This is a genomic window from Oceanobacillus senegalensis (genome assembly GCF_900176885.1).
Classification (GTDB): domain Bacteria; phylum Bacillota; class Bacilli; order Bacillales; family Amphibacillaceae; genus Oceanobacillus; species Oceanobacillus senegalensis.
In genome coordinates this window covers 2,457,112-2,483,833 of record NZ_LT839648.1, presented here as the reverse complement: position 1 = coordinate 2,483,833, position 26,722 = coordinate 2,457,112, and the positions used below count along the sequence as shown (strand labels likewise).

General features: G+C 37.6%; 21 protein-coding genes and 1 riboswitch. Of the genes, 19 read left to right on the top strand and 2 right to left on the bottom strand.

Going from position 1 to position 26,722, the window contains the following annotated elements; genetic code table 11:
• Window positions 1-139 precede the first annotated feature (139 nt).
• Entirely contained in the window at window positions 140-817 is a 678-nt protein-coding gene (gene rpiA / locus CAO17_RS12050) for a ribose-5-phosphate isomerase RpiA (RefSeq protein WP_085992995.1), read from the top strand.
• An 85-nt stretch (window positions 818-902) separates the two neighbouring features.
• Here the strand turns inward: rpiA and CAO17_RS12045 are convergent, their stop codons facing one another.
• Window positions 903-3,404 carry an NEW3 domain-containing protein gene (locus tag CAO17_RS12045; protein ID WP_085992994.1) on the bottom strand — a complete coding sequence of 834 codons (2,502 nt, stop codon included), beginning with the start codon at window positions 3,402-3,404 and terminating at the stop codon, window positions 903-905.
• A 346-nt stretch (window positions 3,405-3,750) separates the two neighbouring features.
• Between CAO17_RS12045 and CAO17_RS12040 the strand changes: the two genes are divergently transcribed.
• The 18 genes from CAO17_RS12040 (at window position 3,751) to CAO17_RS11955 (ending at window position 23,233) form a co-directional block, all read left to right on the top strand.
• Window positions 3,751-4,914 (top strand): ROK family transcriptional regulator, encoded by a 1,164-nt coding sequence (locus CAO17_RS12040; RefSeq protein WP_085992993.1) that lies wholly within the window; start codon window positions 3,751-3,753, stop codon window positions 4,912-4,914.
• A gap of 18 nt (window positions 4,915-4,932) precedes the next feature.
• Window positions 4,933-6,060 carry an extracellular solute-binding protein gene (locus tag CAO17_RS12035; protein WP_245831835.1) on the top strand — a complete coding sequence of 376 codons (1,128 nt, stop codon included), beginning with the start codon at window positions 4,933-4,935 and terminating at the stop codon, window positions 6,058-6,060.
• A gap of 98 nt (window positions 6,061-6,158) precedes the next feature.
• Window positions 6,159-7,256: an ABC transporter ATP-binding protein gene (locus tag CAO17_RS12030; protein ID WP_085992384.1), complete on the top strand. Its 1,098-nt coding sequence runs from the start codon at window positions 6,159-6,161 to the stop codon at window positions 7,254-7,256.
• Between the two features lie 4 nt (window positions 7,257-7,260).
• A complete protein-coding gene (locus CAO17_RS12025; RefSeq protein WP_085992383.1) occupies window positions 7,261-8,946 on the top strand; it encodes an ABC transporter permease in 1,686 nt (561 codons plus the stop codon).
• 148 nt (window positions 8,947-9,094) lie between these two features.
• Window positions 9,095-10,126 carry an ABC transporter ATP-binding protein gene (locus CAO17_RS12020; RefSeq protein ID WP_085992992.1) on the top strand — a complete coding sequence of 344 codons (1,032 nt, stop codon included), beginning with the start codon at window positions 9,095-9,097 and terminating at the stop codon, window positions 10,124-10,126.
• 4 nt (window positions 10,127-10,130) lie between these two features.
• Window positions 10,131-11,816, top strand: a complete 1,686-nt coding sequence (locus CAO17_RS12015) for an ABC transporter permease (protein WP_085992383.1) — start codon at window positions 10,131-10,133, stop codon at window positions 11,814-11,816.
• A gap of 500 nt (window positions 11,817-12,316) precedes the next feature.
• Complete coding sequence (gene argH / locus CAO17_RS12010) at window positions 12,317-13,714, top strand: argininosuccinate lyase (protein WP_085992991.1); 1,398 nt, start codon at window positions 12,317-12,319, stop codon at window positions 13,712-13,714.
• Between the two features lie 145 nt (window positions 13,715-13,859).
• A riboswitch (TPP riboswitch) is annotated at window positions 13,860-13,970 on the top strand.
• Between the two features lie 235 nt (window positions 13,971-14,205).
• A complete protein-coding gene (locus CAO17_RS12005) occupies window positions 14,206-14,814 on the top strand; it encodes a thiamine phosphate synthase (RefSeq protein ID WP_085992990.1) in 609 nt (202 codons plus the stop codon).
• Window positions 14,798-15,910 carry a glycine oxidase ThiO gene (thiO, locus tag CAO17_RS12000; RefSeq protein ID WP_085992989.1) on the top strand — a complete coding sequence of 371 codons (1,113 nt, stop codon included), beginning with the start codon at window positions 14,798-14,800 and terminating at the stop codon, window positions 15,908-15,910. The genes CAO17_RS12005 and thiO overlap by 17 nt, the downstream gene beginning before the upstream one ends.
• 12 nt (window positions 15,911-15,922) lie before the next feature.
• Window positions 15,923-16,126, top strand: a complete 204-nt coding sequence (gene thiS, locus CAO17_RS11995; protein ID WP_085992988.1) for a sulfur carrier protein ThiS — start codon at window positions 15,923-15,925, stop codon at window positions 16,124-16,126.
• Window positions 16,127-16,128: 2 nt separating this feature from the next.
• Window positions 16,129-16,896: a thiazole synthase gene (locus CAO17_RS11990; RefSeq protein ID WP_085992987.1), complete on the top strand. Its 768-nt coding sequence runs from the start codon at window positions 16,129-16,131 to the stop codon at window positions 16,894-16,896.
• A complete protein-coding gene (locus tag CAO17_RS11985; RefSeq protein ID WP_085992986.1) occupies window positions 16,893-17,912 on the top strand; it encodes a ThiF family adenylyltransferase in 1,020 nt (339 codons plus the stop codon). Before CAO17_RS11990 ends, CAO17_RS11985 begins: the two co-directional genes overlap by 4 nt.
• Before the next feature lie 123 nt (window positions 17,913-18,035).
• Window positions 18,036-19,007: a thiamine pyrophosphate-dependent dehydrogenase E1 component subunit alpha gene (locus tag CAO17_RS11980; RefSeq protein ID WP_085992985.1), complete on the top strand. Its 972-nt coding sequence runs from the start codon at window positions 18,036-18,038 to the stop codon at window positions 19,005-19,007.
• A gap of 12 nt (window positions 19,008-19,019) precedes the next feature.
• The gene (locus CAO17_RS11975) at window positions 19,020-20,015 is read left to right on the top strand and encodes an alpha-ketoacid dehydrogenase subunit beta (RefSeq protein WP_085992984.1); all 996 of its coding nucleotides are present in this window, start codon (window positions 19,020-19,022) and stop codon (window positions 20,013-20,015) included.
• 132 nt (window positions 20,016-20,147) lie between these two features.
• The gene (locus CAO17_RS11970; RefSeq protein ID WP_085992983.1) at window positions 20,148-20,525 is read left to right on the top strand and encodes a winged helix-turn-helix transcriptional regulator; all 378 of its coding nucleotides are present in this window, start codon (window positions 20,148-20,150) and stop codon (window positions 20,523-20,525) included.
• 293 nt (window positions 20,526-20,818) lie between these two features.
• Window positions 20,819-21,460, top strand: a complete 642-nt coding sequence (hxlA, locus tag CAO17_RS11965) for a 3-hexulose-6-phosphate synthase (protein ID WP_085992982.1) — start codon at window positions 20,819-20,821, stop codon at window positions 21,458-21,460.
• Between the two features lies 1 nt (window position 21,461).
• A complete protein-coding gene (gene hxlB, locus CAO17_RS11960) occupies window positions 21,462-22,019 on the top strand; it encodes a 6-phospho-3-hexuloisomerase (protein WP_085992981.1) in 558 nt (185 codons plus the stop codon).
• Between the two features lie 299 nt (window positions 22,020-22,318).
• Entirely contained in the window at window positions 22,319-23,233 is a 915-nt protein-coding gene (locus CAO17_RS11955) for a DMT family transporter (protein WP_085992980.1), read from the top strand.
• Window positions 23,234-23,551: 318 nt separating this feature from the next.
• On the opposite strand, the gene CAO17_RS11950 is transcribed toward CAO17_RS11955, so the two are convergent.
• Complete coding sequence (locus CAO17_RS11950) at window positions 23,552-26,713, bottom strand: DEAD/DEAH box helicase (RefSeq protein ID WP_218775598.1); 3,162 nt, start codon at window positions 26,711-26,713, stop codon at window positions 23,552-23,554.
• Window positions 26,714-26,722: the final 9 nt, after the last annotated feature.

Below are 26,722 nucleotides of genomic sequence, written 5' to 3'. Positions count from 1 at the left end.
AAAGGGATGAATAAAGATAAAAGAAGTAGGTAGAAGGTAACGAATGTAATAATGCCCTGGTATGGGACAAGGAAAAATTTAAAGCAGAAATCGAATATAGAATAGAAGTGTTAAATATAAATAACAGGAGGAAATTATTATGAGTCAAGCAGATCAATTAAAACAACTAGTTGGAAAAGAAGCAGTTAATTATATAAAAGATGGTATGAAAGTGGGATTAGGTTCTGGAACAACCATGTACTATGCTGTAAAAGCATTAGGTGAACGTGTGAAGCAGGGACTAACTGTTGTGGGGGTACCAACATCGAATAGAACTGCGGCATGGGCAAAAGAATTCGGTGTTCCTCTAACAGACTTTTCCGAAGTACAGGAATTAGATTTGGCTATTGATGGAGCAGATGAAGTGGATCCCAATTTGCAATTAATTAAAGGCGGAGGAGGTGCCTTACTTCGCGAAAAAGTAGTTGCTGATGCTGCAAAGGAATTTCTAGTTATTGTGGATAGTTCTAAACTAGTAGATCACCTTGGGAAATTCCTTCTACCAGTAGAAGTTGTGCCATTTGGTTGGGAAGTAACAGCACATAAAATTTCTCAATTCGGTTGTAAACCTGTAATGAGAAAAATAGATGGGGAAGTATTCGTTACGGATAATGGGAATTATATATTAGATTGTAATTTTGAACAAATTCTTGAACCACAAAAACTACACAATGAATTAATTGATTTAGTAGGTGTCGTGGAGACAGGACTATTTACCGATATGACATGGAAGGTCCTAGTTGGTAAGGATGGTAAGATTGAAGTGATTGATAAGTAGAGTGAAGAATTCACTTCACGATCTTGGAAATCCTGCAAAACAAACAGCGCAAGTAAGAAGGTTCTTACTTGCGCATCTTCATACATTATTCTCCTGAACCATAACTGATCAGGTTGGTGAAAATACGATATCCGCCTGGCACTTGGTTATCGATTTGGCGATAAAATACGAGGTTTGTATAGATATATGTTCCTTCTCCGTATTCTGTTAGTAGAATTCCGCCATCAAACGGTTCTTCTCCAGGGTCTTTCATTGTAACGAATGTTTCGTAGTTTTCATCCCAGTTCATTGGGAAGTATAGGCCTCTCTCTTGTACCCAGTTATCCCAGTCACTGTCTGTGATTTGGTTCGGATAATGGAACAGTCTATGATCTGGTTGGGTAACAGTAACTTCCGCATCTTCATCTGTCACACGCCATTCAATAGAAGGTTGCCCAATTTCTAACATGTATGGTGCGGAATTTTCAGCATCCCAGTTATCCCATGGTTTGTGATATTGAACAACCAAATGACCACCATTTTCTACATATTCTAGTAAACGTTCATTGTTTTGAACGAGATCTTCACGTGATAGATTTGCACGAATTCCTGTTATAATCGTGTCGTATTGTGATAAATCATCAGAAGTAAGGTCTTCCTCATCTAATTTCGTTATATCGAATCCAGCGTTTGTTAAGTAATCCGCAACTTTATCAAAGCCACTCTCAATATAACCAACTTTTAAATTATCTGGCTTCAACAATTCAAATGCTACGCCATCAATACTAGATGGATATTGGAAATACGAGTCATTAATATGGTCATAGGATATTTCTTGTACGGTTGTATCAAATTGTTTTCCATCAGATTCAGCAATTGCCGCAATCTCAAACTCGCCTTCTTCTATGTTAGAAGGAGGTGTTAATATAAAGGAAACTTCTTGTTCCTTGAATCGTTCGGAAAATACGACATCTCTTTGTTCAGGCTCACTATTCCATCCTTCTGGAAGGTTTAAGGAAATAGATGCTTGTTTTTTACCATTGAAGTAATTTTTAACCTTTACGGTAACGGGTATTTCATCCTGAACATCTGCTGTATTTACGGTTAGGTTTACTGGGTCAGGTGTAACACTCAATTCGGGTAGCACCGCAATGGAGTTGTCCAGTTCAACTATTTGTGTTGATTTTACGCCTCTTTCTTTAAAGCTGATTTTCACTTGGATTATCGGTTCTGCATAGGCTTTAAAGTATTCAGCATCGTCTGGTACAGTAACTGTATAAGTTACAGATGTTGATTCGCCCGGTTTCAAGTGTTTAAACGCATTATTACTGTTTACTTCCCAGTTTTCGGGAGTTACCAATGATGCATCAATATGATGTAATACCTTATCGCCATGGTTTGTAAGGTGAACCTCAACCTGCGTTTCTTCTCCTTGTGTTAATACATACGTATCCAAGGAAGTCTCTACTTCAAGGCTTGATGAAACAAAGCTTACTTGCTGTAACTGCTCTTCTTTAATTTCTAGTTTATGAAGTAAGTCATTTTTCGTAGCTGTATCTATATTTGCTTTTTTTATATGCCTGGAAATATTTTGTACTTGTCTTAAAGCACTTTGTGACTTTGGTAATATTGCTTGTCGGTTAGGGTAAAGCTCGATGATAGCATCTAAGTCTTGTTGGAGTTTTTCTAATTTGGTTTGAAGTCCCTTGTTTGATACAACTTCTGCCCACTCATAGAAGTCATACGGGATTCCTTCAAATAATTCTGTTTGATTCTCAGGGGTAGTAGAGTTGATTAGTTCTAGATGGAATTGTCTAGGTTCAACAGGAATATCATTTCCCATTCCTTGACTTTTGTGCATGTATCGGGATTCTTCCCCAAGCTGTGGATAGGACATGCCGTAAATTGGGTCATAATCGCCAATCTCAATGGATGTCGTAGCTGTTTCTTCAGACTCAGCAGGTAAATACAATTTTTTGATTTGCCATACATCTAGACCATTTTCCAATTGCTCAGGAAAAACAGTTGGATCTTGGGCATCTTCAAATGCACGTTGACTTAAAATGGTCATTGTGCGGTGATGTCCATGTTGACTGTCCACATTACGAAAAGATGGCATCACAATATCTGGTTGGTATGTTCGGATAAATTTAATTAAACGCTCGTATGCAACCTCTTCTCCCCATTTTTCCAGTGTTTCCTCTGGGGATTTGGAAAAACCAAAGTCATAAATCGCATCATTGGTTGTTTCACTTAAATGATAAGCTTTCACACCAGTAATTTTTGCGGCTTCAACCATCTCATTGGAGCGGATGATACCTAAAGCATTTCCTAATTCAGTTCCAATTTCATTTTGTCCACCTTCCCCACGATTCGCAATCATACTTGCAGTTTTTACTCCTAATCCTCGGGAAAGATAGGCCAGTAAATCACTTCGCTCATCATCTGGATGTGCTCCCGTATTTAGGAATGTTACCGTCGTATCAAGTGGCTTCACGACATTCCAAAGTTCTACATCATGCTTTTCTTTTTCTTCTGCCAATCCTGTCATGGGTAGGACTGTGACAATTAAGACAATGGAAAGAAACAAATAAAAAGCTTTCTTCATAAATATTTACCTCCAATAAATTTTTTGATTTCTTTTAAAAAAAATCCTCCTTTCCTTTGTTTAGTTAGTAAGCCTTACTAACTAAACAAACAAGTGGTATTTCTTTAATAAAATTAACATAGGATTTAAAAATGTAAATATTAAGAAAGTTCTATTTAATAATTTAGACATAGGTAAATGGTCACTATTACGACGGGCGAATTTTTGTTATATAAGTATAAATAATTTTCTTAAAATTTCCACTTTACATGGTGAGTGATTTCATTTAGAATAATATTAAAATTATGCTTAGTAAGTAAACTTTACTAACTATATTTTTAAAAGAAATGATTAAGGGGCTTTTGACATGCTGAAGGGAAATTCTACTTACATACAGCAAATGAATAAAAGGTTAATTTTACAATGCATTATTGAAGAAGAGACGGTTTCACGTGCATCTATTTCTAAAAAGCTATCACTCTCTAAGCCTACTGTGTCTTCTATTGTGGACCAATTAATAGAAGAGGAATGGGTCTATGAAACAGGTATTGGTGACGTTCCTGTAAACGGAGGAAGGCGTCCTGTCAATCTGAAATTTAACCGACAAAAGGGCTATATAGTAGGAGTGGATATTGGTGGGACGAAAGTAGCGATTGGAATCACAGATTTAAGTGGAAAAGTGTGTGACTTTACTGCGATACCTACACAGCAATATGAAGATGAGCACTTATTTGAGCAGATACAAAGGGAAGTAGAATCCTTAAGAGGCCGATTGAATTTAAGTGAGTCCAAGCTTTTAGGGATGGGTGTTGGTGTACCAGGTATTGTCAATGTGGATCATGGAATCGTGGTAGAAGCCCCTGCTTTAAAATGGGTGAACTATCCTATCCTTGAAAAGCTAAAAGAAAGATTTCCATTTCCCATTTTTGTTGATAATGACGTCAATATCAGCGTACTTGGTGAACACTGGAAGGGGATTGGTAGGAAAAAGGAAAACCTCGTATACATTGCGATTGGAACTGGAATAGGTAGTGGCATTATGATTAACGGCGACCTTTATCGTGGTAGTTCATATAGTGCTGGTGAGATGGGGTATATGGTAACGGACAGGGAATATGCGAAACATTATAACCCCATATTTGATGGGTATGGTTTTTTAGAAAGTGTTGCAGGTGGTTCTTCGATTGGTAGTCAACTCTCCAAGCAGTTAGGGAAAAAGGTAACAGCAAAAGAGGCATTTAATCTTTATCTGAAGAAAGATAAGGATGCAACAGAAGTAATTGATTTTGCTATTGAAAATTTATCGCTAGGGATTGCCAATTACATTTCTATATTAGATCCAGAATTAATTATTTTAGGGGGTGGTGTAAGTGAATCGTACCATGTTATTAGCGAAAAGATGCAAAACATCATACAACGATTCACGCCAAGAAAATGTGATGTGGTTCCAACAAATTTTGGTGTAGAGGCAGGGGTAATTGGTGCTGTCGCTCTTTTTATAAAAGAGTATGATGGCGTATTCAACATTTAAAAGAAAGGGGTAATTTTAGTGCAACGATTTATGAAAAATTGGCTATTTCTAATGATGCTTGGGCTTGTTCTTTTCCTTGCTGGCTGTATGGCTGGAGGCTCCGATGAAGAAACTAGTGGTGAAGCTACTGAAGGAGAAACAAATGAAGAAGCAGCTAGTTCAGAGGGAGAATCTAGTGACTTAGAAGATACAGTGGTTGTTTATTCCCCACATGGAAGTGATATTTTAGGAGAATTTGAAAAATTATTTGAAGAAGAATATGGAATTGATATGCAATTTCTAGATATGGGTTCTCAAGAAATCCTGGATCGTGTTCGCTCCGAAGCGAATAATGTGCAAGCAGACGTTTGGTGGGGGGCACCACAATTAAACTTTGATCAAGCAGCAGCGGATGGTTTACTTGCGGAATATAAACCATCATATGCAGATGCTTTAGATGAAATGTACCATCATGAAGATTGGATGTGGTCTGGAACATCCATTACACCAGAAGTCATTTTATATAATACGCAGGAAATTTCTGAAGAGGAAGCACCAAAAGACTGGGATGAGCTTATCGAGCCAAAATGGGAAGACGAACTGATTATCCGTTACCCATTGGCATCAGGTACGATGCGTACGATTTATTCCGCTATGATTTATAGAACATATAAAGATACTGAAGATCCACAAGCAGGTTATGACTGGTTGAAAAAATTAGACGAAAATACAAAAGAATACTCTGCTAATCCAGAAATTATGTATAACCAGGTAGCAAAAGGTGTCGGTAGCCTGTCTGTATGGAATATGCCGGACACTGTAATGCTAGCAGAAGAGAAGGGCTATCCATTTGATTATGTGATACCTGAGAGTGGCACACCTGTTTTAACAGAAGGGATTGCAATCTTAAATGATGCACCACATCCTAAAGCAGCGGAAGCTTTCTATGAATTTGTTAATACCAAAGAAGCTGCAAAATTATTGGCAGAAAAGTATTATCGCATACCTACACGTGAAGATGTAGAAGATTTACCAGCATGGATTACGGAAACAGAAATTAACCCAATGGAAATCGATTGGGAAGTGTTTGATGAAAAACAATCCGAGTGGATGGAATACTGGGATAACAATATTAAAAATACTGAAAAAGATTTAAGTGACCAATAGAGTATTATAGGTATTGAAAAGAGGTGAAAAGGACCAGGGTGTTTGGAGTGTCCTTTTCATCCAACCTTTATGAAGATTCTGTTAAAGGAGTTGTTGTTATGTCAACCGTTAATTTATCAACGATAACAAAACAATTTGGTCATGTAACAGCAGTCAAAGAATTAAATCTATTAATTAATGAAGGTGAATTTTTTACTTTTCTCGGTCCGAGTGGATGTGGTAAAACAACAACTCTTCGCATGATTGCTGGATTCTACTATCCTACGAAGGGGAAGGTTTTGTTTAATGATAAAGATATGACTACGGTACCACCGGAGAAAAGAAATACGGGCATGGTTTTCCAAAATTATGCATTATTCCCACATATGACTGTCTTTGAAAATGTGGCTTTTGGTTTAAAGGTAAGAAAGATGAATAAAAGTGAAACGAAAAAAAGAGTAGAAGATGTTCTGAAAAAAGTACGTTTGGAGCAATATATCGACAGACAAGTGAGTCAATTAAGTGGTGGACAGCAACAGCGTGTTGCATTAGCACGTGCATTAGTTATTGAGCCGGATATTCTCTTATTAGATGAACCACTTAGTAACTTGGATGCTAGACTACGAGATGAAATGCGTAATGAAATTTTGCGCTTGCAAAGGGATTATGGCATTACCACCATCTATGTTACCCATGACCAGGTAGAAGCCTTGACAATGAGTGATCGAATAGCGGTTTTTAATATGGGGGTATGCCAACAAGTCGGCACACCGACTGAAATCTATAATGAGCCCGTCAATGATTTTGTAGCTGAATTTATCGGGGAGACAAATCTACTTCCTATCACATTTGAAAATCAGACAGAGACCCAGAAGATTTACCGGAATGAAGATTTAGATACTTCTATTTTTGTAAACGATAACAAATTGAATATTGCTTCTTATGATGATTCAGATGAACTCGTTATGTCTATACGACCAGAAGCAGTTCAAATCGTTGAGGAAAAGGAGGAAATGGAAAATATACTCCAGGGAGAGGTTTCTCTTGTTCAATTTACAGGTGCATCTGTTCATACTTATGTAACACTTCAAGATGGTTTGATGATAAGAACAACGGATTTAAATGAAGGTCCAAGTACATATTTAAGTGAAGGTAAGAAGGTTACTGTACGGCTTCCAGCTGATCAAATACGCGTGATTCCAAAGGCAAGGACGTGATCACATGTTAAATGCTGAAAAAAGAAAAACCATTCTACTATTAATCCCTATTATTCTTGTTCTAGTCGGATATGTCTTATATCCGTCTATTGAAACCATGATTGAAAGTTTTAAAAAAGAGGGAACCTTTAGCTTACAGAATTATCAAGACTTTTTTGGAGAAAAAGCAGAAGCCAATTTAGAAGCATTATGGAATTCGGTTTGGATATCTCTATTATCCGTATTTTTTAGTGCGTTAATCGGTATTCCACTAGCCTACATTTTTAACCGGTATGATTTTCCTGGGAGGATATTTTTCTCACAGATTGCGATTATGCCTATTGTTTTGCCATCCCTAGTAGGTGTCATGGCTTTTATGTATTTATATGGAGAAGCTGGTTTAGTTCCGAATATCATGAAGGACTTATTTAACTTATCTGAGGTACCCTTTAGCATTGGCGGAATTTCTGGCATTCTCATTGTTCATGCCTATACGATGTACCCTTATTTTTATATGACGACATCTTCGGCATTAAATAATATCGATCCTTCCTTGGAGGAGTCTGCATATAATCTCGGTGCAAACCGATTTAGGGTGTTTAGGAAGGTTACTTTTCCATTGTTAACTCCCGGTATCGTTGCTGCATCTTTACTTGTTTTCATGGTATCGATGGCATCATTTAGTGCACCATTTTTATTAGCCGGGGGATTTCGTGTTTTAAGTTTGCAAATCTATTTTTCTAAAATTAATGGTGACTTAGAAATGGCAGCAACCCAATCTGTCGTCCTAACGATGGTTTCTATTTCCTTCTTACTATTTATGCGTTGGTATCAAAATCGAAAAGATTATCGTATGGCAAGTAAGGGAATAGGTGCCCATCGTAGTGAAGTTAGTAACCCATTATTAAAATGGGTGATGGTGACAATTGGAATCTTAGCTATGATTGTACTGTTATTGCCACACGCAACCTTACTTATTTTATCCCTTGTTCCAGAAGGTGGATGGACATGGCAAACGTATCCGCAGGTGTTCAATCTAGAAAACTATCGTTTACTGTTTGAAGATCCAAACATCTGGGATCCTGTTAGAAATAGTTTAATTATGTCCTTCATTGCTTGTATTGGTGTATTTGTATTTGGAATTATTACCTCCTATGCATTGGTTAAGCGTAAGTTTGTCGGGAAAAACCTATTGGATATTCTTGTGATGATCCCGTGGGTATTACCTGCAACGGTAGTCGGGATGAATATGGTGTTGGCATTTAATGAACCATCTGTATTTTCATTTGGTCAAGTATTAGTAGGTACCTTTTGGATTCTGCCACTGGCATACTTTATTAGGTTTATTCCATTAGTTGTTCGTTCGACAACTGCAGTATTAGAGCAAATGGATGATTCGATTGAGGAAGCCGCACAGAACTTGGGTGCCAAATGGTTCTATACATTTAGAAGAGTTGTTATTCCTATCATTTTACCTGGTGTGTTAAGTGGTACATTACTAGCTTTCGTGCAAGCGGTCGGTGAGTTCCCAACATCCGTACTACTCTATACATTAGGAAACCGACCGATATCCATTGAAATCATGAACCAATTACGGATGTTTAATATGGGGCAAGCAGCTGCCTATGGAATGATTCAGGTTGGATTAATAGCAATTGTCATGATTATTTCGAGTAAGTTCTTTAAAGTAAAAGCAGATAATGCATTGTAAATAATATTTGGATTGAGCTTTGTTGTATATTATCTCGTAATTGAAAGAAAATGCGCAGTAACTTTAAAAATCAATATAGTATAAATAATACCGATACGTAAATACATTATAGACGTGCTATTCACAGGACAAGGAAGGCTTCGTGAGCATGACATCTTCGCTAGAAAATNAATTTTTTACTTTTCTCGGTCCGAGTGGATGTGGTAAAACAACAACTCTTCGCATGATTGCTGGATTCTACTATCCTACGAAGGGGAAGGTTTTGTTTAATGATAAAGATATGACTACGGTACCACCGGAGAAAAGAAATACGGGCATGGTTTTCCAAAATTATGCATTATTCCCACATATGACTGTCTTTGAAAATGTGGCTTTTGGTTTAAAGGTAAGAAAGATGAATAAAAGTGAAACGAAAAAAAGAGTAGAAGATGTTCTGAAAAAAGTACGTTTGGAGCAATATATCGACAGACAAGTGAGTCAATTAAGTGGTGGACAGCAACAGCGTGTTGCATTAGCACGTGCATTAGTTATTGAGCCGGATATTCTCTTATTAGATGAACCACTTAGTAACTTGGATGCTAGACTACGAGATGAAATGCGTAATGAAATTTTGCGCTTGCAAAGGGATTATGGCATTACCACCATCTATGTTACCCATGACCAGGTAGAAGCCTTGACAATGAGTGATCGAATAGCGGTTTTTAATATGGGGGTATGCCAACAAGTCGGCACACCGACTGAAATCTATAATGAGCCCGTCAATGATTTTGTAGCTGAATTTATCGGGGAGACAAATCTACTTCCTATCACATTTGAAAATCAGACAGAGACCCAGAAGATTTACCGGAATGAAGATTTAGATACTTCTATTTTTGTAAACGATAACAAATTGAATATTGCTTCTTATGATGATTCAGATGAACTCGTTATGTCTATACGACCAGAAGCAGTTCAAATCGTTGAGGAAAAGGAGGAAATGGAAAATATACTCCAGGGAGAGGTTTCTCTTGTTCAATTTACAGGTGCATCTGTTCATACTTATGTAACACTTCAAGATGGTTTGATGATAAGAACAACGGATTTAAATGAAGGTCCAAGTACATATTTAAGTGAAGGTAAGAAGGTTACTGTACGGCTTCCAGCTGATCAAATACGCGTGATTCCAAAGGCAAGGACGTGATCACATGTTAAATGCTGAAAAAAGAAAAACCATTCTACTATTAATCCCTATTATTCTTGTTCTAGTCGGATATGTCTTATATCCGTCTATTGAAACCATGATTGAAAGTTTTAAAAAAGAGGGAACCTTTAGCTTACAGAATTATCAAGACTTTTTTGGAGAAAAAGCAGAAGCCAATTTAGAAGCATTATGGAATTCGGTTTGGATATCTCTATTATCCGTATTTTTTAGTGCGTTAATCGGTATTCCACTAGCCTACATTTTTAACCGGTATGATTTTCCTGGGAGGATATTTTTCTCACAGATTGCGATTATGCCTATTGTTTTGCCATCCCTAGTAGGTGTCATGGCTTTTATGTATTTATATGGAGAAGCTGGTTTAGTTCCGAATATCATGAAGGACTTATTTAACTTATCTGAGGTACCCTTTAGCATTGGCGGAATTTCTGGCATTCTCATTGTTCATGCCTATACGATGTACCCTTATTTTTATATGACGACATCTTCGGCATTAAATAATATCGATCCTTCCTTGGAGGAGTCTGCATATAATCTCGGTGCAAACCGATTTAGGGTGTTTAGGAAGGTTACTTTTCCATTGTTAACTCCCGGTATCGTTGCTGCATCTTTACTTGTTTTCATGGTATCGATGGCATCATTTAGTGCACCATTTTTATTAGCCGGGGGATTTCGTGTTTTAAGTTTGCAAATCTATTTTTCTAAAATTAATGGTGACTTAGAAATGGCAGCAACCCAATCTGTCGTCCTAACGATGGTTTCTATTTCCTTCTTACTATTTATGCGTTGGTATCAAAATCGAAAAGATTATCGTATGGCAAGTAAGGGAATAGGTGCCCATCGTAGTGAAGTTAGTAACCCATTATTAAAATGGGTGATGGTGACAATTGGAATCTTAGCTATGATTGTACTGTTATTGCCACACGCAACCTTACTTATTTTATCCCTTGTTCCAGAAGGTGGATGGACATGGCAAACGTATCCGCAGGTGTTCAATCTAGAAAACTATCGTTTACTGTTTGAAGATCCAAACATCTGGGATCCTGTTAGAAATAGTTTAATTATGTCCTTCATTGCTTGTATTGGTGTATTTGTATTTGGAATTATTACCTCCTATGCATTGGTTAAGCGTAAGTTTGTCGGGAAAAACCTATTGGATATTCTTGTGATGATCCCGTGGGTATTACCTGCAACGGTAGTCGGGATGAATATGGTGTTGGCATTTAATGAACCATCTGTATTTTCATTTGGTCAAGTATTAGTAGGTACCTTTTGGATTCTGCCACTGGCATACTTTATTAGGTTTATTCCATTAGTTGTTCGTTCGACAACTGCAGTATTAGAGCAAATGGATGATTCGATTGAGGAAGCCGCACAGAACTTGGGTGCCAAATGGTTCTATACATTTAGAAGAGTTGTTATTCCTATCATTTTACCTGGTGTGTTAAGTGGTACATTACTAGCTTTCGTGCAAGCGGTCGGTGAGTTCCCAACATCCGTACTACTCTATACATTAGGAAACCGACCGATATCCATTGAAATCATGAACCAATTACGGATGTTTAATATGGGGCAAGCAGCTGCCTATGGAATGATTCAGGTTGGATTAATAGCAATTGTCATGATTATTTCGAGTAAGTTCTTTAAAGTAAAAGCAGATAATGCATTGTAAATAATATTTGGATTGAGCTTTGTTGTATATTATCTCGTAATTGAAAGAAAATGCGCAGTAACTTTAAAAATCAATATAGTATAAATAATACCGATACGTAAATACATTATAGACGTGCTATTCACAGGACAAGGAAGGCTTCGTGAGCATGACATCTTCGTTAGAAAAGCGGATAGTATTTTCAAGGAGGCAACTGCACTCCATTCCAATTCACTATTCAATATGTGAATAAATTTTTGACATAAATAGAAGGTGTGTGATGTTTAGCACCAACCAGCGAAGGAAATACACGAAGACTCCAGTGGGATGAAAAGCCTAGGTGAGACTACGGAGAGCGTTAGCTCGGAGGAGGCTCAGCAGCTCCCACGGAAAGCGTAGTGTATTTCCGCAGCGGTATTTAAGCTCCAGATTTCAGGTGAAGTTACTGCGCATCTATAGATTTTGCGACAAATCAACAACCCTTTATAAAACAGTCTATATTAAAATGGAGGTGCTAAGTTATGGTGACAACTAAAGAAGAATTTGAATCGGTAGAGGGGAAGATCTTCCCTGGGAAAACTTATGCGGAAGAATTATTGAGACCTGTATTTTATGACCAAAAAGAACATCTCTTTGATTCGATGTTTCTGATTCATAAAGCCCATACGACAATGCTTCAGGAGCAGGGGATTTTAACCAAAGAAGAAGCGGAGAAAATTTTAGCTGGTGTGAAACAAGTAGAATCGATGGATCGAGAGGAATTGGAATATTCATCTCAGTATGAGGACCTATTTTTCTTAGTAGAGTCTAAGATTGGGGAAATTATTGGGGAAGAGTTGGCAGGCAAAATGCATATTGCCAAAAGCAGAAATGATATGGGTGAGTCAATGTATCGAATTGTTATCCGAGATTATCTGAAACAGACGATAGCAAATGCTGAAAAACTAGGGGAAGCCATTCTTTATCAGGCTGAACAGCATGTAGACACTATTATGCCAGCGCATACGCATACTCAACCCGCACAGCCAACAACTTTCGGCCATTATCTTGTTGCTATATTTGATAATGTACAACGAGATATTCATCGGTTAAAAGAAGCTTATCGAATTGTTAATCAATCTCCAATGGGAGCAGCAGCGATTACAACGACAGGTTTTCCCATTAACCGAGAACGAGTTGCAGAGCTCTTAGGATTTGATGGTCTTGTTGAAAATTCTTATGATGCCATTGCCACAGGAGATTATTTAGTGGAAGCGGCACAAGTATTGGTTAGTTTGATGATCAATATGGGAAGATGGATTCAGGAATTTTTACGAATGGCATCCAAAGAAGTTGGGTTAATTAAAGTATCAGATGCTTATGTACAAATTAGCAGCATCATGCCACAAAAAAGGAACCCTGTTTCATTGGAACATTCTCGTGCTATTAGTAGTAGTGCTGCAGCGGAGGGGCTTGCTGTTATCCATATGGTACATAATACACCTTATGGCGATATCAATGATACCGAAGATGACATGCAACCACATCTTTATGCAGGCTATCAAAAAGCAACGCGTGTATTACGCTTGATGCGGGCGGTAATACTTACGATGGAATTTAATAAGGACCGAGCTTATCAGCAAGCAAGAGAGAATATGATTACTATCACCGAACTGGCAGACGTTCTAGCTCGTGATTATGGTGTCTCTTTCCGTAAGGCTCACTCCAAGGCTAGTGTGATAGCGAAAAATGCAGATGCTGAGGGAAAACAATTATATGATATTCCGGTTAACCAGGTTAATGAATGGCTAGGTGATGTAAAATTATCTTATGAAGATTGGACTAAGATTGTAGACCCGACCTGTTTTGTAGAACGAAGAAATATTACTGGTGGACCTAACCCAGAGGTTGTAAGAGGGATGATTTGGGCGAGGAAATGAATTTAGCATGTGTTAAACTGGCTGTCCTCCTTGTTGAGGTTGTAAGATGCCTATATTAAGTAGTGTAGCAGAATATTCTTCCAAATTTACCCTTCCAAAGTGTTAACTTTTATGTTATGTTTATTATGAAAATTAAATATGATTATCGTTTCACTAGGGGAACCCTTGATAAGGGCTGAGAAAAAAGTAGTTTACTTTGAAACCCTTCTAACCTGAACAGGATTGTACCTGCGTAGGGAAGTGGTAAGCACGACAATGTATTTTTGAGATGTTATATAAATACAAAACCACTTTCCTATGGGAGAGTGGTTTTTTTATGCGAAAAAATGGTTATAGTTGGCTTTTATTTAAACGGTGACCCATTATTTCTTGTTGAGTTGTAATTGGAAAATTACCAATATTCAATCACTTATTCTGGCTAAAGTGGAAAGCTGATAAGAGTGAAGGAAAGCAAACCTACGTGACACGTGAAGTCCATTAGGGGGGATTACATGAAACTAATCGCTGTTACCGATGATAAACATTCTATAGAGAGGCTTGCTGAAACGATTATTGCTATAAAAGATAAGGTAGACTTTGTACAAATTCGTGAAAAGTCGAAATCTATTCGAGAAATTGTGACTTTACTGGATTTTTTACATACCGGTGGTGTGAAGAAAGAGAAAATCATCATCAATGATCGATTAGATGTGGCACTTCTTAAGGACATACCGAATCTCCATTTACCGGAGCATGGTCTACCGGTGAAAATAGTAAAACAACGTTACACACAAATACGGGTAGGTTCCAGTGTTCATTCGTTTGAGAAGGCAAAGGCTGCAGAAAGGGATGGGGCGGATTATGTGTTATACGGGCACTGTTTTGAAACCAATAGCAAAAAGGGAATACCGCCTAATGGAATCGAACCGATTTTACAAATGAAAAAGGAACTGAAGATTCCTGTCTATGCAATTGGTGGTATAACGTTAGACAAAATTCCGTTAATGAAGCAGGTGAAAACAGATGGGATTGCAGTAATGTCTAGTATTTTTCAATCAGACACTCCCAATTTGGTAAGTAAAAAATTCAGTGAGGCGATTCATAATGAAGCAAAGATATGAAGTAGTGGTAATCGGTGGAGGAATCATTGGCTGCTCGGTTGCTTACTATTTAGCGAAGGAAAAGGTTGATGTTGCCGTATTGGAAGGGGAAAGAATAGGAGAGAAAACAACGAGTGCTGCTGCCGGAATGCTTGGAGCACATTCAGAAAGCAATGACGATTCTCCTAGCTTTTTTCCATTCGCAAGGTCTAGTCAAAAGGAATATACCAAGTTAAAGGATGAGTTATATGAATATAGTGGTGTTGACTTAGGATATAGAAAGGGGGGGATTTTAAAGCTAACTTTTTCAGAAGAGGATAAACATGGTCTCCATTCCCTTCTAGAGCTGCCGTCAGTAGATTGGCTGGATAATAGAGAAGTAAAGAAAATGGAACCGACTGTATCCCCCAATGTGTTAGGTGCAGCTTACATGAAGGATGATGTTAGCGTTATCCCTACAAATGCATGTGAGAGTTTTGCCAAAAGTGCACAGATCCTTGGTGCATCCCTATTTGAAAACCATTACGTCTATGGTATCGAGAAGAAAGATGGCAACTATATTGTTCAAACAACGCAGGGGGATGTCGAAGCGAGGCATGTAGTTGTTGCTACTGGGGTTTTTAGCAATGGATTATTTAAAAACCTAGGAATAGCAGAAGAGCTTACACCGGTGAAAGGGGAAAGTATCATTGTCCGCTATGAAAAGCCAGTTTTAAGACATACGCTGTTTCATGATAGTTGTTACATCGTTCCTAGAAATAATGGAGAGCTGATTATTGGTGCAACGATGGTGGAGAATGATTGGAGTGATACGGTAAGCCTTCAGGGGGTAAATTTTTTAATTGACAAAGCAAAGGCCTTGCTCACGACCGTGCCGGAGTTGAAAATATCCGGTGTTACGGCGGGGTTAAGGCCAAGAACTTTTGATGGAGATCCTTTAATTGGGAGGCATCCAGAAGAGGATCGAATTTTCGTTGCTTGCGGTCATTATCGCAATGGAATATTACTTGCTCCGGCAACTGGTGAAATGATTCGTGATCTCATTGTTGGGAAGGAAGTTAATCCCGATTGGGTGGAGGCATTTCGTTTGAATCGCAGGCAGCGCACGATGGTTTAGGAGGTGAAAGGGTTGAATCTTCAGTTAAACGGAAAACAAGTAGAACTTCCAAAAGAAGTTGATTCAGTAGGAAAACTTTTGGGCCATTATAACTTACAATCTCGTATTGCTGTGGTAGAGGTAAATCAGGATATTGTTATAAAAGAAGATTATGAATCTAAGAAACTCTCGAATGGTGATGTCGTTGAAATTGTTCATTTTGTAGGAGGAGGATAAATATGTTAAAGATTGCTAATCAAACCTTTCAGTCACGCCTTTTATTAGGGACAGGAAAATATCCCTCATTTGATATTCAAAAAGAGGCTGTTGCTGTATCGGAAACAGAAATTTTAACGTTTGCGGTTAGAAGAATGGATATTTTTGAGGAAGGTCAACCCAATTTTCTAGAACAACTAGACTTAAGTAACTATACCCTGCTTCCAAATACAGCAGGGGCAAAAACAGCGGAGGAAGCTGTTCGAATCGCAAAACTGGCAAAGGCATCCGGTTTATGTGACATGATTAAGGTAGAGGTGATTGGAGACAACCGAACCCTTTTACCTGATCCGGTTGAAACATTAAAAGCGACGGAAATGTTACTTGAAGAAGGGTTTATTGTACTTCCATATACTTCAGATGATGTCGTGCTGGCCAAACGTTTGGAAGAGCTTGGTTCCCATGCGATTATGCCAGGTGCAAGCCCGATTGGTTCAGGAAAAGGGATTATTAATCCATTAAATTTACAATTTATTATCGAACAAACCAAGGTTCCTGTGATTGTGGATGCGGGAATCGGTTCTCCTAAGGATGTTACCTATGCGATGGAACTGGGGGCAGATGGTATTCTCCTTAATACGGCGGTTTCTGGTGCTAATGATCCTGTTAAAATGGCTAGAGCTGTTAAACTTGCGTTAGAAGCTGGTAGGTTAGGATATGAGGCAGGGCGTATTGAAGAAAAAGACTATGCAGTTGCGAGCAGTCCAACAACAGGGATGGTAGGATCGTGAACAGTCGTTACTCACGACAGGAACTATTTATTGGAAAAGAATCACAAAAAAGAGTACAGGATGGCAGCGCGTTCATCATGGGGGCAGGTGCCCTCGGTTCCAGTAGTGCGGAAATGCTAGCAAGGGCTGGTGTTGGAGAACTGACCATTGTGGACCGTGACTATGTGGAATGGAGTAATTTACAAAGGCAACAGCTTTACAGTGAGGAAGATGCTAGAAATAAGCTGCCTAAAGCAGTTGCAGCCAAAAATAGGCTGCAACAGATTAATAGTGAAATAACCATACATAGTCTTGTTAGCGATGTCCATGGTTTAAATATCGAACAAATGATAAAAGGGCATGATGTTATTGTTGATGCTACAGATAATTTTGAAACGAGACTAATCGTGAATGATGCAGCTGTCAAACTTGGTATTCCCTTTATTATGGGGGCCTGTGTTGCGAGTTATGGTACCATGTTTCCAGTTATTCCAGAACAAACACCCTGTCTCCATTGTTTATTAAACCATTTACCAATCGATGGGATGACCTGTGAAACTGTTGGTGTGATTAGCCCCATCGTTCAAATGGTTGCCGCAACACAAGTAACCCAAGTTTTAAAAATCTTATCAGGAGAACCTGTTAAACCGTTGCTTAAGTCACTGGATATTTGGAAGGATGAAAAAGCAGAAATCAATGTGATGCGTTTAAAAAATGAAGATTGTCCAACCTGTGGAAAGGAGCGAACCTATCCGTACCTGCAATTTGAGAATCAAACAAAATCCGATGTGTTATGCGGGAGGGACGCGGTACAGATTCGACCTGCTACAACACGGACATTTGAACTTTCTATCTTTTTAGAGGGCTTAAAAGGTACGGCTACCAAACCGGTTATCAATCCATTTTTACTATCTTGTGAGTTTGAGGATTATCGGATGGTTTTCTTCAAAGACGGGCGTGCTATTGTTCATGGTACGAATGATACCAAGGTAGCTCGATCGACGTATAATCGATTTTTGCAATTTTATGCCGAATAAAAGAATAATCACTTTATAACTGTCTTAGGTTATCTATCCCCAGTCCTATGCTGTATGTTTGAACAGTTGGGCTGGGGTTATTTGAGTGAAAGAGAGAATCTATTCGAATAGGAGGTTAAACGGATGAAACTCATTCCGGATATATCAAGCGAAAAACTCATACATCTTTACAAGCAAATGTGGCTTATTCGGCTTTTTGATGAAAGGTTAGAACAATTTTTTGCTAAAGGCCTTATGCATGGTACTACCCATTTATCGGTTGGGCAGGAAGCTACCGCTGTGGGAGCATGTGCTGTATTAAAAGATGCGGATAAAATAACGAGTACCCACCGAGGTCATGGTCATTCCATTGCTAAAGGGGCCTACGTGGATAAGATGATGGCTGAGATGTTTGGAAAAATAACAGGCTACTGTAAGGGGAAAGGAGGATCAATGCATATTGCTGACTTAGATCGTGGAAATTTAGGCGCGAATGGAATTGTTGGTGGTGGAATACCGTTAGCCGTTGGAGCAGCCCTTACTGCTCATATGAAGAAACTTAACTATGTTACGGTCTGTTTTTTTGGTGATGGTGCTACGAATGAAGGGAGTTTTCATGAGGCAGTTAATCTGGCGTCGATATGGGATTTACCCGTTGTGTTTTTCTGTGAGAATAATCAATATGGGATGTCTAGTTCAATATCTGAAATGGTAAATATTGAACATATTGCAGAACGGGCGCTTGCTTACGGAATTCCAAGTGTCATAGTAGATGGGAATGACCTAATCGAGGTAATGAATGAAACTTATAAAGCAACTGAACGAGCGCGTAAAGGAGGAGGGCCTACTTTGATAGAGGCTAAAACGTATCGATGGAAGGGACATTCAAAGAGTGATGGCTTGAAATATCGTACGCATGAAGAAGAAAGGGAATGGCGTAAAAAAGATCCTATCATCCGATTTGAAAAGGTGTTAGTGGAGGAAGGAATTTTAACAAAGAAAAAGGCAAAAGCACTCGTACTAGAAGCAAATCAAGAGATTGATGCTGCCGTAGAGTTTGCGAAGAATAGTCCGATGCCACCCAAAGATGAGCTGCTAACAGATGTTTATGCATAGGGGGGAGCACTTTTGAGAGAACTAACTTATCTTGAAGCAGTGAGAGAAACAATGAGTCAAGAAATGCGAAAAAATGATGATGTATTTTTAATGGGAGAAGATATTGGCGTATATGGTGGTGGCTTCGGTGTCACAAAGGGAATGATAGAAGAGTTCGGTCCAGAACGTGTGCGTAATACTCCAATTAGTGAGGTGGCAATTGCTGGAGTAGCGGTGGGTTCCGCTCTTACCGGAATGCGTCCCATTATAGAACTGCAATTCTCTGACTTTATCACGATTGCCATGGATCAACTGGTGAACCAAGCTGCTAAAATACGGTATATGTATGGTGGAAAAGGGAAGGTTCCATTGCTCTTAAGAACGCCTAGTGGATCTGGAACTGGAGCAGCTGCCCAGCATTCGCAAAGTTTAGAAGCATGGGTTGCTCATATTCCGGGATTAAAAGTGGTGCAGCCTTCTACAGCCTATGATGCAAAAGGATTATTAAAGGCAGCGATAGATGATGACAATCCGGTGATTTTTTACGAGCATAAGCTATTGTATAAAACAAAGAGCGAAGTGCCAGAAAAGCCCTATTGTATTCCATTAGGTAAAGCAGATATCAAACACAAAGGTATGGATGTAACGATCGTTGCTACCGCAATAATGGTACATCGAGCATTAGACGCTGCAGCTGAATTAGAAAAAGAAGGTATTCATGTCGAAGTAATTGATCCAAGAACACTTGTACCGTTGGACGAAGAAACCATCATTCAATCAGTGATGAAAACCCGTCACCTTGTCGTGGTTCATGAAGCAGTAAAACGAGGAGGATTTGGTGGAGAAATTGCTAGCATGGTTGCTGAAAGTGAAGCATTTTATCACCTGGCTGCGCCCATAAAACGCCTAGGTGGAGAAGCTGTTCCTGTTCCATTTAGTCCGGATTTAGAGAAAGCTGCCGTGCCACAGGTAGAAGATATTATTCAGGCAGTGAAGGAAGTATTGGTTGATGTAGTGGCTGTTAAGTGATAAGCAGGGTGATGGCTCATAGGGCGGTTGTTTATTTGGGATATTGGCTTTGTTTTGGTATACTAGTTATTAGTAGATGTTTATTAAGTATATAGTATCAAAAAGTATACTATAAGAGGGGGAGCAGATAGATTGGGTCATGTATGTGAGAAGCAGTACAATTGTGAAAAAGAACTTACATTAGAGGTGATTGGCGGTAAATGGAAAATGATCATCCTTTGGCATTTGGGGAAGGAAGGTACTATACGGTTTAATCAACTAAAAAGAATGATACCAGGGATTACCCAAAGGATGCTTGTTACACAACTCCGTGAACTGGAATCTGATTTGATCGTTCATAGGGAAGTCTATCCTGTCGTCCCACCCAAAGTGGAATATTCCTTAACGCCTCAAGGGAAAACGTTGATGCCTATCCTTGAACAGATGTATGACTGGGGAAGGTCTTATAAAGATTATTTAGAAGAATCGTTAACGCATGACATTGTGATAAAAGAAAGTGCTAGTAAATAGGTATAGTGCGAAGGTGCACTATACTTATTTTTTTGGCTTTTTTCGTATATATTGTTGCTTTTTAGCTCGCTGTTGAAGGAAAATGTGCAGTAACTCTAAAAATCAAGATAGTATGATACTGCTTATTCTCATTCTAAATATATTGCTTAAAGACTAACCCCCTTCAGAAACAGCTTTATTTTTTTACACAGTATACTATTTATCACTATATGAGTTTAAAGTGCGTACTTACATAATGGAAGAGTTAGGTTTATAGTGAATATATAATCAAATTCCAGGAAGGGGAAAGATGAATGAAATTACAATTAGCATTAGATCTTGTTAATACAGAGGAAGCAATTGAGTTAGTAAAAGAGGTAAAAGATCATATTGATATAGTCGAACTTGGTACACCTGTTATTAATAGAGAAGGTCTTCGTGCAGTAAAAGAAATGAAGGCAGCATTTCCTGAGCTTGAAGTGTTGGCAGATGAAAAAATCATGGATGCAGCAGCTTATGAAGTTGCTGGTGCGGCAGAAGCTGGGGCAGATATTGTAACAATCCTAGCTCAAGCGGAAGATACTTCTATTAAAGGCGCCATAGAAGAAGCGAAAAAACAGGGAATAGAAGTTTTAGTAGATATGATTGGGGTAAAAGATATCCAGTCTCGTGCAGAAGAATTAGACAAGCTTGGAGCTGATTATATTTGTGTCCATACAGGTTATGACTTGCAAGCGGAGGGGAAAGACTCATTTGCGGACCTTCGTAAGATTAAAGAAGTGGTTAAAAATGCTAAAACAGCAATAGCAGGTGGAATCAAACAAGAAACCCTACAAGAGGCAATTAATGCACAACCGGATTTAATTATCGTTGGTGGTGGAATTGCTAATCAGGAAAATAAAAATGAAGTAGCTAAAAGCATGAAAGAACAGATGGAACAAGGGGTTACTGTTTAATATGGAAGTAGAAACTTCTTATACAGGTACGATATTAAAGGAGCTTGAAAAGTCACTTCTCACCATAAATGATGAAGAATTGGAAGAATTAGCGGATGAAATCTTACAAGCAAAGAAAGTATTTGTGGCTGGCGCAGGTCGCTCTGGTTTAATGGCAAAGGCATTTGCGATGCGCATGATGCATATTGGTTTGGAAGCCTATGTGGTTGGAGAGACCGTGACACCTAATTTGGAAGAAGACGATTTACTTATCGTTGGTAGTGGTTCAGGTGGCACGAAAACACTTGCTGTCATGGCTGAAAAAGCGAAAAGCATTGGGGCAAAAGTTGCTTTAATAACGATTAACCCCGAATCGCCAATTGGTCATTTAGCTGATTTCAGCGTCAAAATTAATGCGCAAGCAAAAGATAATGGTGACAGTCAAAAATCGATACAACCGATGGGGTCATTATTTGAACAATCTCTTCTATTATTTTATGATGCGGTCATTTTAAAGTTGATGTCTGAAAAAGGGTTAACATCAGATACGATGTATGGTAGACATGCCAATTTAGAATAGAAACTAGCCTTAGGATAAGTAGATATTCCTACTATGCTAAGGCTTTTTCGCGGGATAAAATGATTCGGCAAAATTCGGGAAGTGCGGTGAATCGTATGTTCTTTTAAAGTTTCTTTAAGTTCAAGTATATCTGGAATGAAAATCAGAATACGACATACCTTTTAAAGGTATCTACAAAAAGCAAATTATCTCTAATTAGTTCGTTTCGATAAGACCATTCTAGGGCAATTTCTTTCTTTATCTGTTACCATTTGAGTAGGTTTAGAAAATAAGAATATTACAGGAAAGAAGGGAATTCATTGGGGAAGTCTCTGATTTATGGGCAGCTTATGTTGGTCATGGTTATGTGGGGATTTAATGTAATTGCCATTAAAGTGATTGTAGGAGAATTTGCTGCAGTTACCATTACGTCCTTCCGCATATTTTTAGCTGCAACGGTTGTAGTTTTAATTTTAGGCTTGAAAAAACAGATTCGTCTACCGAAGAAAAAGGAACTTCTATATATCTCCCTAATTTCGATAACAGGGGTTTTAGGACATCATTTCTTCCTATCAGTCGGATTGACACAAACAACGGCATCTAGTTCGGGTTTGATTTTAGGGTTAGTACCACTGTTTACCTCCATTCTGGCAAGTATCCTGTTAAAGGAACGTCTTTCGATAATGCGAATGGTAGGTATATTTTTTGGTCTTTTCGGGGTTTCATTAGTTATTCTTGTTGGAAATGGTGCTAGTTTCACGTTTAACCTCGGAGATATTTATATTTTTCTAGCTGTACTTACACAAGCAATCAGCTTCATTTATATAAAAAAGGCTACAGAAACCATGGGAGCAAGACTTGTAACAGGATATACGTTAATGTTAGGATCTTTTTTATTATTTTTACTAAGTATGATTATGGAGCCAAATGGCCTTTCTAGCTTGAAGGATGGAACTGCCCTTGGCTGGAGTGTATTTCTTGGTTCCGCTATACTTGCAACAGCAGTTGGCCAATTCCTTTACAATCATGCGATTCAATATATTGGTCCGGGAAAATCATCCATCTTTATGAATCTAACACCATTTTTCGCATTGATAGGCTCGTTTTTATTTTTAGGTGAAAAAATAACAATCGCCCATTTCTTAGGGTTTGTTTTCATTGTAACTGGGGTTATCCTAGGGTCGGGGATAGCAGACCGAATAAGGTATAGGAGGATGGTGAAAGAGCATGGGTGATGGGGATGGCTGAGGTTAGATAAAAAAGAGACTCGTAAACTCTTGATATAGGGATGGAGCGTTTATCCATCCCTATTAATAATCCATGATTAAGTAGAGGCTACTTATAATGTGATTAATAAGGCAAGAAGTAGGCCAAACTATTCAATTAATTAAAGAAATATTAAAGATACCACAAAATATTATTATAAATTAATATGTTCGCAGCCATGTAAATCATAAATTATAGTGAAAAAGAAAACTGGTGCCACATCCTCTATTCTAGCTATTCTATAAAGTTGTAGGGGAGACACCTGTTTTCTACCATTATCATTTCATCTAGATAATACTTTTATTGGCCTTAGGCAGTAGTTCTGGTGGTAATTGATTTTTTAGTCTCCATATAAAACTAATAGGTTTTTCTCCTGAATGGCTTACATAGTCGCACGTTCCTAAAAATGTAAATGGTGCTGTGTATCCATTTTCTTGTTTATATTCCCTAACAAATAAGGCTATTTTATGGTCTAATGACTTATGATTAATATACCTTTGTGCTGTTCTACTTGACTCCGTTAATGTACTCTGTGTTTGCCAATGAAATAATTCCTCATTTATTGCGTAATCTTCGTATAATGTTGATGGTGAAAAATCTTTCTCTGACTTGTTTAGCGTAGTAAAAAATATGTCTAATTTCTTATCTTTGAAATGTTTAACCCCTTCCCTAAATGCAGGGCACTTTTCTTCATTAAAATATCCTAACGCCGCCATTATTTGTTCCTTGGTATAAGTAGAGTGGACAGTTAAAGGTGTGATGAAATCAAACTCATTTTCAATTTCTATTGTTTTAATTGAATAGTAACTAAATTCTAGTATCTGAAGGATTTCCATTTGAATATGTTTATTTTCGAAAATTCTCTTTAAACCGTCATTAATTGTAGCCAAACCTTCTTTCGATGGCTCTTTTTTATAAAAAGAATAATATAACATATTTTCCATTAATTTTTCTTCTTTATTTTTTATATGATATTCTCCAGCTGTTTGAACATATTTAATGAAGAAGTCTAGAATTTTTTTTGAATTTAATGGAAATAATTTGTGAAACCTTTTAACTATTTTATCTTCGTTTTCACAGAAAAAATCTTGACTTAAACCAGCTTCAACCATCATGCGTTGGAATGAACGATTACCGTTTCTTCCATAAAAGTCATATAGAGATAAGTTGTTGTGATTTAGAAAATTAAATAAAGTAAGTTCTAATCCAGTGTCTTGTTCAAAAGTTTTCATTTTGTTAATTAAATTTTGTTTTGTATTTTTAGATGCCTTAATATTCCTAAGAACATATTCCTTTGCCTGTTTTTCCAGTAAGATAAAACTTCCTCTTGGTAAATCTGAAAATCCATTATCAACATAATACTCTATGGAATGTTTTGTTTTCCCAACTAGTGTGCGGAACTTTTCTTCAAAATTATATTTCTTATGGGCTTGTCCAATAAAGTCTAAAACAGTAAGACATTCTTTTCCCTCAGCTAGTCTTAATCCTCTCCCTAGTTGTTGAAGAAAGACAGTTAGACTATTAGTAGGACGTAAGAATAGAATAGTGTTGACGTCTGGTATATCAACACCCTCATTATAGAGGTCAGCGACGAAGATAAAACTTATCTTTCCTGCTGATAATTTACGTTGTGAACTTCTCCTTACTTCTTTGTCTGAATCCCCATGTAACGCTACGGCAGGGATATTTCTCTCATTAAAAACTTGCGCCATGTATTTAGCATGTTCTATTCCAGCACAGAATCCGAGTCCTTTGACATCATCTATATCTGTGACGTACTTATATAAACTATTAATTATTTGATTACTACGAATTCTATTATTCGTATATACATTTTCTAATTCTTTCAAGTCATAGCCTTTTCTGCTCCATTTAAGTGAAGACAAATCAACTGTGTCACTAACTCCAAAGTACTGAAATGGACTTAAAAGCTTTCTGTCAATAGCTTCCGTTAGCCTCATTTCAGAAGCAATCTTCCCGTCGAAATACTTTGTAATATCTTGTCCATCCATTCTTTCAGGAGTTGCTGTTAAACCCAACAGTATTTTAGGTTTGAAATAGCTTAATAAAGTTTGATATGAATTCGCTGCAGCATGATGGAATTCGTCTACTATAATAAAGTCATAAAAATCATCTGTTACCTTCTCATGTAAATTCATACTATTAAAGGATTGTATACTAACAAATAAGTGATCAAGTGAATTAGGAGTGCTACCTCCTACCAATAAATCACCAAAATTAAAGTCTTTTAGAATAGCTCTAAATGTATCTCTACTTTGCTTTAATATTTCCTCTCGATGTGCAACGAAAAGTAATTTCGTATTATTTGTGTTTTTTTGTATGAACTTTTTATAGTCGAAGGCTGAGATAACGGTTTTTCCTACACCGGTAGCTGCAACTAGTAAATTTCTATTTCTTCCAAAGACTTCCCTTTCAGCTTGTAAATTGTCTAACATTTCTTTTTGGTAGTGATAGGGCTGTATGTCTAATTTGAAGTGGATGTCGTTTTCTACTAGTTGTTTTTTCCTGCTTAATGCGTGTTTTAATTTTCTTTTACTTGCTTCCTCGTCACCTTTAAAATCTTTAAATTCACCATCATTCCAATAACTTTCAAAAGTCGCTTCAAATTTTCTAATGATATCCGGGGAATCCTTTTCTGTGACCTTCATATTCCATTCTAGTCCAGAGGTTAAGGCGGGATTTGAGAGATTGGATGACCCTATGTATGCTGTCGTAAAACCTGTTTCCCGTTTAAACATATATGCTTTTGCATGAAGGCGGGTACGATCTATATCATATGATATCTTTATCTCTGTGTTTTTCAATTTACTTAGTTCGATGATTGCCTTATAATCCGTTGCTTCCATATAGGAAGTCGTAATAACCCTAAGTTTTCCCCCGTTTTCTGTAAATGCTTTTAATTCTTCTATAATACAGCGAATACCACTCCACTTTACAAATGAAACTAGAAAATCAAGCTGATCAGATGATAATATTTCTTTTTTTAACTCACTAAGCATATCAGGCTCACTTTTAGAACCGGTAAAAAGAGTGCTTTCTGATATAGGGGTAACAGGCCGAATCGGTTTCTCTTTTTTTATCCCTTTAACTGAATTTATTTTGGAATAAATGGAATGGAGAACTTCTCCTTTATCATCAATCTGTAACCGTTCAAATTCTTCTTCATCTAATTGTTGGCTTAAAGTAATAATTAATTCATTACACGCTTTTATTTGTTTTAATAAAGCCTCTTTGTCGTTAGTTTCTTTGTCTCTTAGGTATTGAAGGGCTTTTCTTGTTACATTAGAGATATAAGAAGACAAAAACTTACGAGCTTCTTCTACATCTAAAGTTTCCTTTTCTAACTGGAAATCTTTTATATCAAATAAATCCAACTTTTCTTTCATCTTTATATTAATTATTTCCTCATAGATGCCCTCTTTCAAGATAGTCGCACC

What these genes read in the sequence shown, in the direction of transcription:
- CAO17_RS12030 (WP_085992384.1), top strand. Translation starts at nt 6,159, where the DNA reads ATGTCAACCGTTAATTTATCAACGATAACAAAACAATTTGGTCATGTA.
- hxlB (WP_085992981.1), top strand. Translation starts at nt 21,462, where the DNA reads ATGGAAGTAGAAACTTCTTATACAGGTACGATATTAAAGGAGCTTGAA.
- CAO17_RS11990 (WP_085992987.1), top strand. Translation starts at nt 16,129, where the DNA reads ATGTTAAAGATTGCTAATCAAACCTTTCAGTCACGCCTTTTATTAGGG.
- argH (WP_085992991.1), top strand. Translation starts at nt 12,317, where the DNA reads ATGGTGACAACTAAAGAAGAATTTGAATCGGTAGAGGGGAAGATCTTC.
- CAO17_RS12045 (WP_085992994.1), bottom strand. Translation starts at nt 3,404, where the DNA reads ATGAAGAAAGCTTTTTATTTGTTTCTTTCCATTGTCTTAATTGTCACA.
- CAO17_RS12040 (WP_085992993.1), top strand. Translation starts at nt 3,751, where the DNA reads ATGCTGAAGGGAAATTCTACTTACATACAGCAAATGAATAAAAGGTTA.
- rpiA (WP_085992995.1), top strand. Translation starts at nt 140, where the DNA reads ATGAGTCAAGCAGATCAATTAAAACAACTAGTTGGAAAAGAAGCAGTT.
- CAO17_RS12015 (WP_085992383.1), top strand. Translation starts at nt 10,131, where the DNA reads ATGTTAAATGCTGAAAAAAGAAAAACCATTCTACTATTAATCCCTATT.
- thiO (WP_085992989.1), top strand. Translation starts at nt 14,798, where the DNA reads ATGAAGCAAAGATATGAAGTAGTGGTAATCGGTGGAGGAATCATTGGC.
- CAO17_RS12005 (WP_085992990.1), top strand. Translation starts at nt 14,206, where the DNA reads ATGAAACTAATCGCTGTTACCGATGATAAACATTCTATAGAGAGGCTT.
- hxlA (WP_085992982.1), top strand. Translation starts at nt 20,819, where the DNA reads ATGAAATTACAATTAGCATTAGATCTTGTTAATACAGAGGAAGCAATT.
- CAO17_RS12025 (WP_085992383.1), top strand. Translation starts at nt 7,261, where the DNA reads ATGTTAAATGCTGAAAAAAGAAAAACCATTCTACTATTAATCCCTATT.
- CAO17_RS11980 (WP_085992985.1), top strand. Translation starts at nt 18,036, where the DNA reads ATGAAACTCATTCCGGATATATCAAGCGAAAAACTCATACATCTTTAC.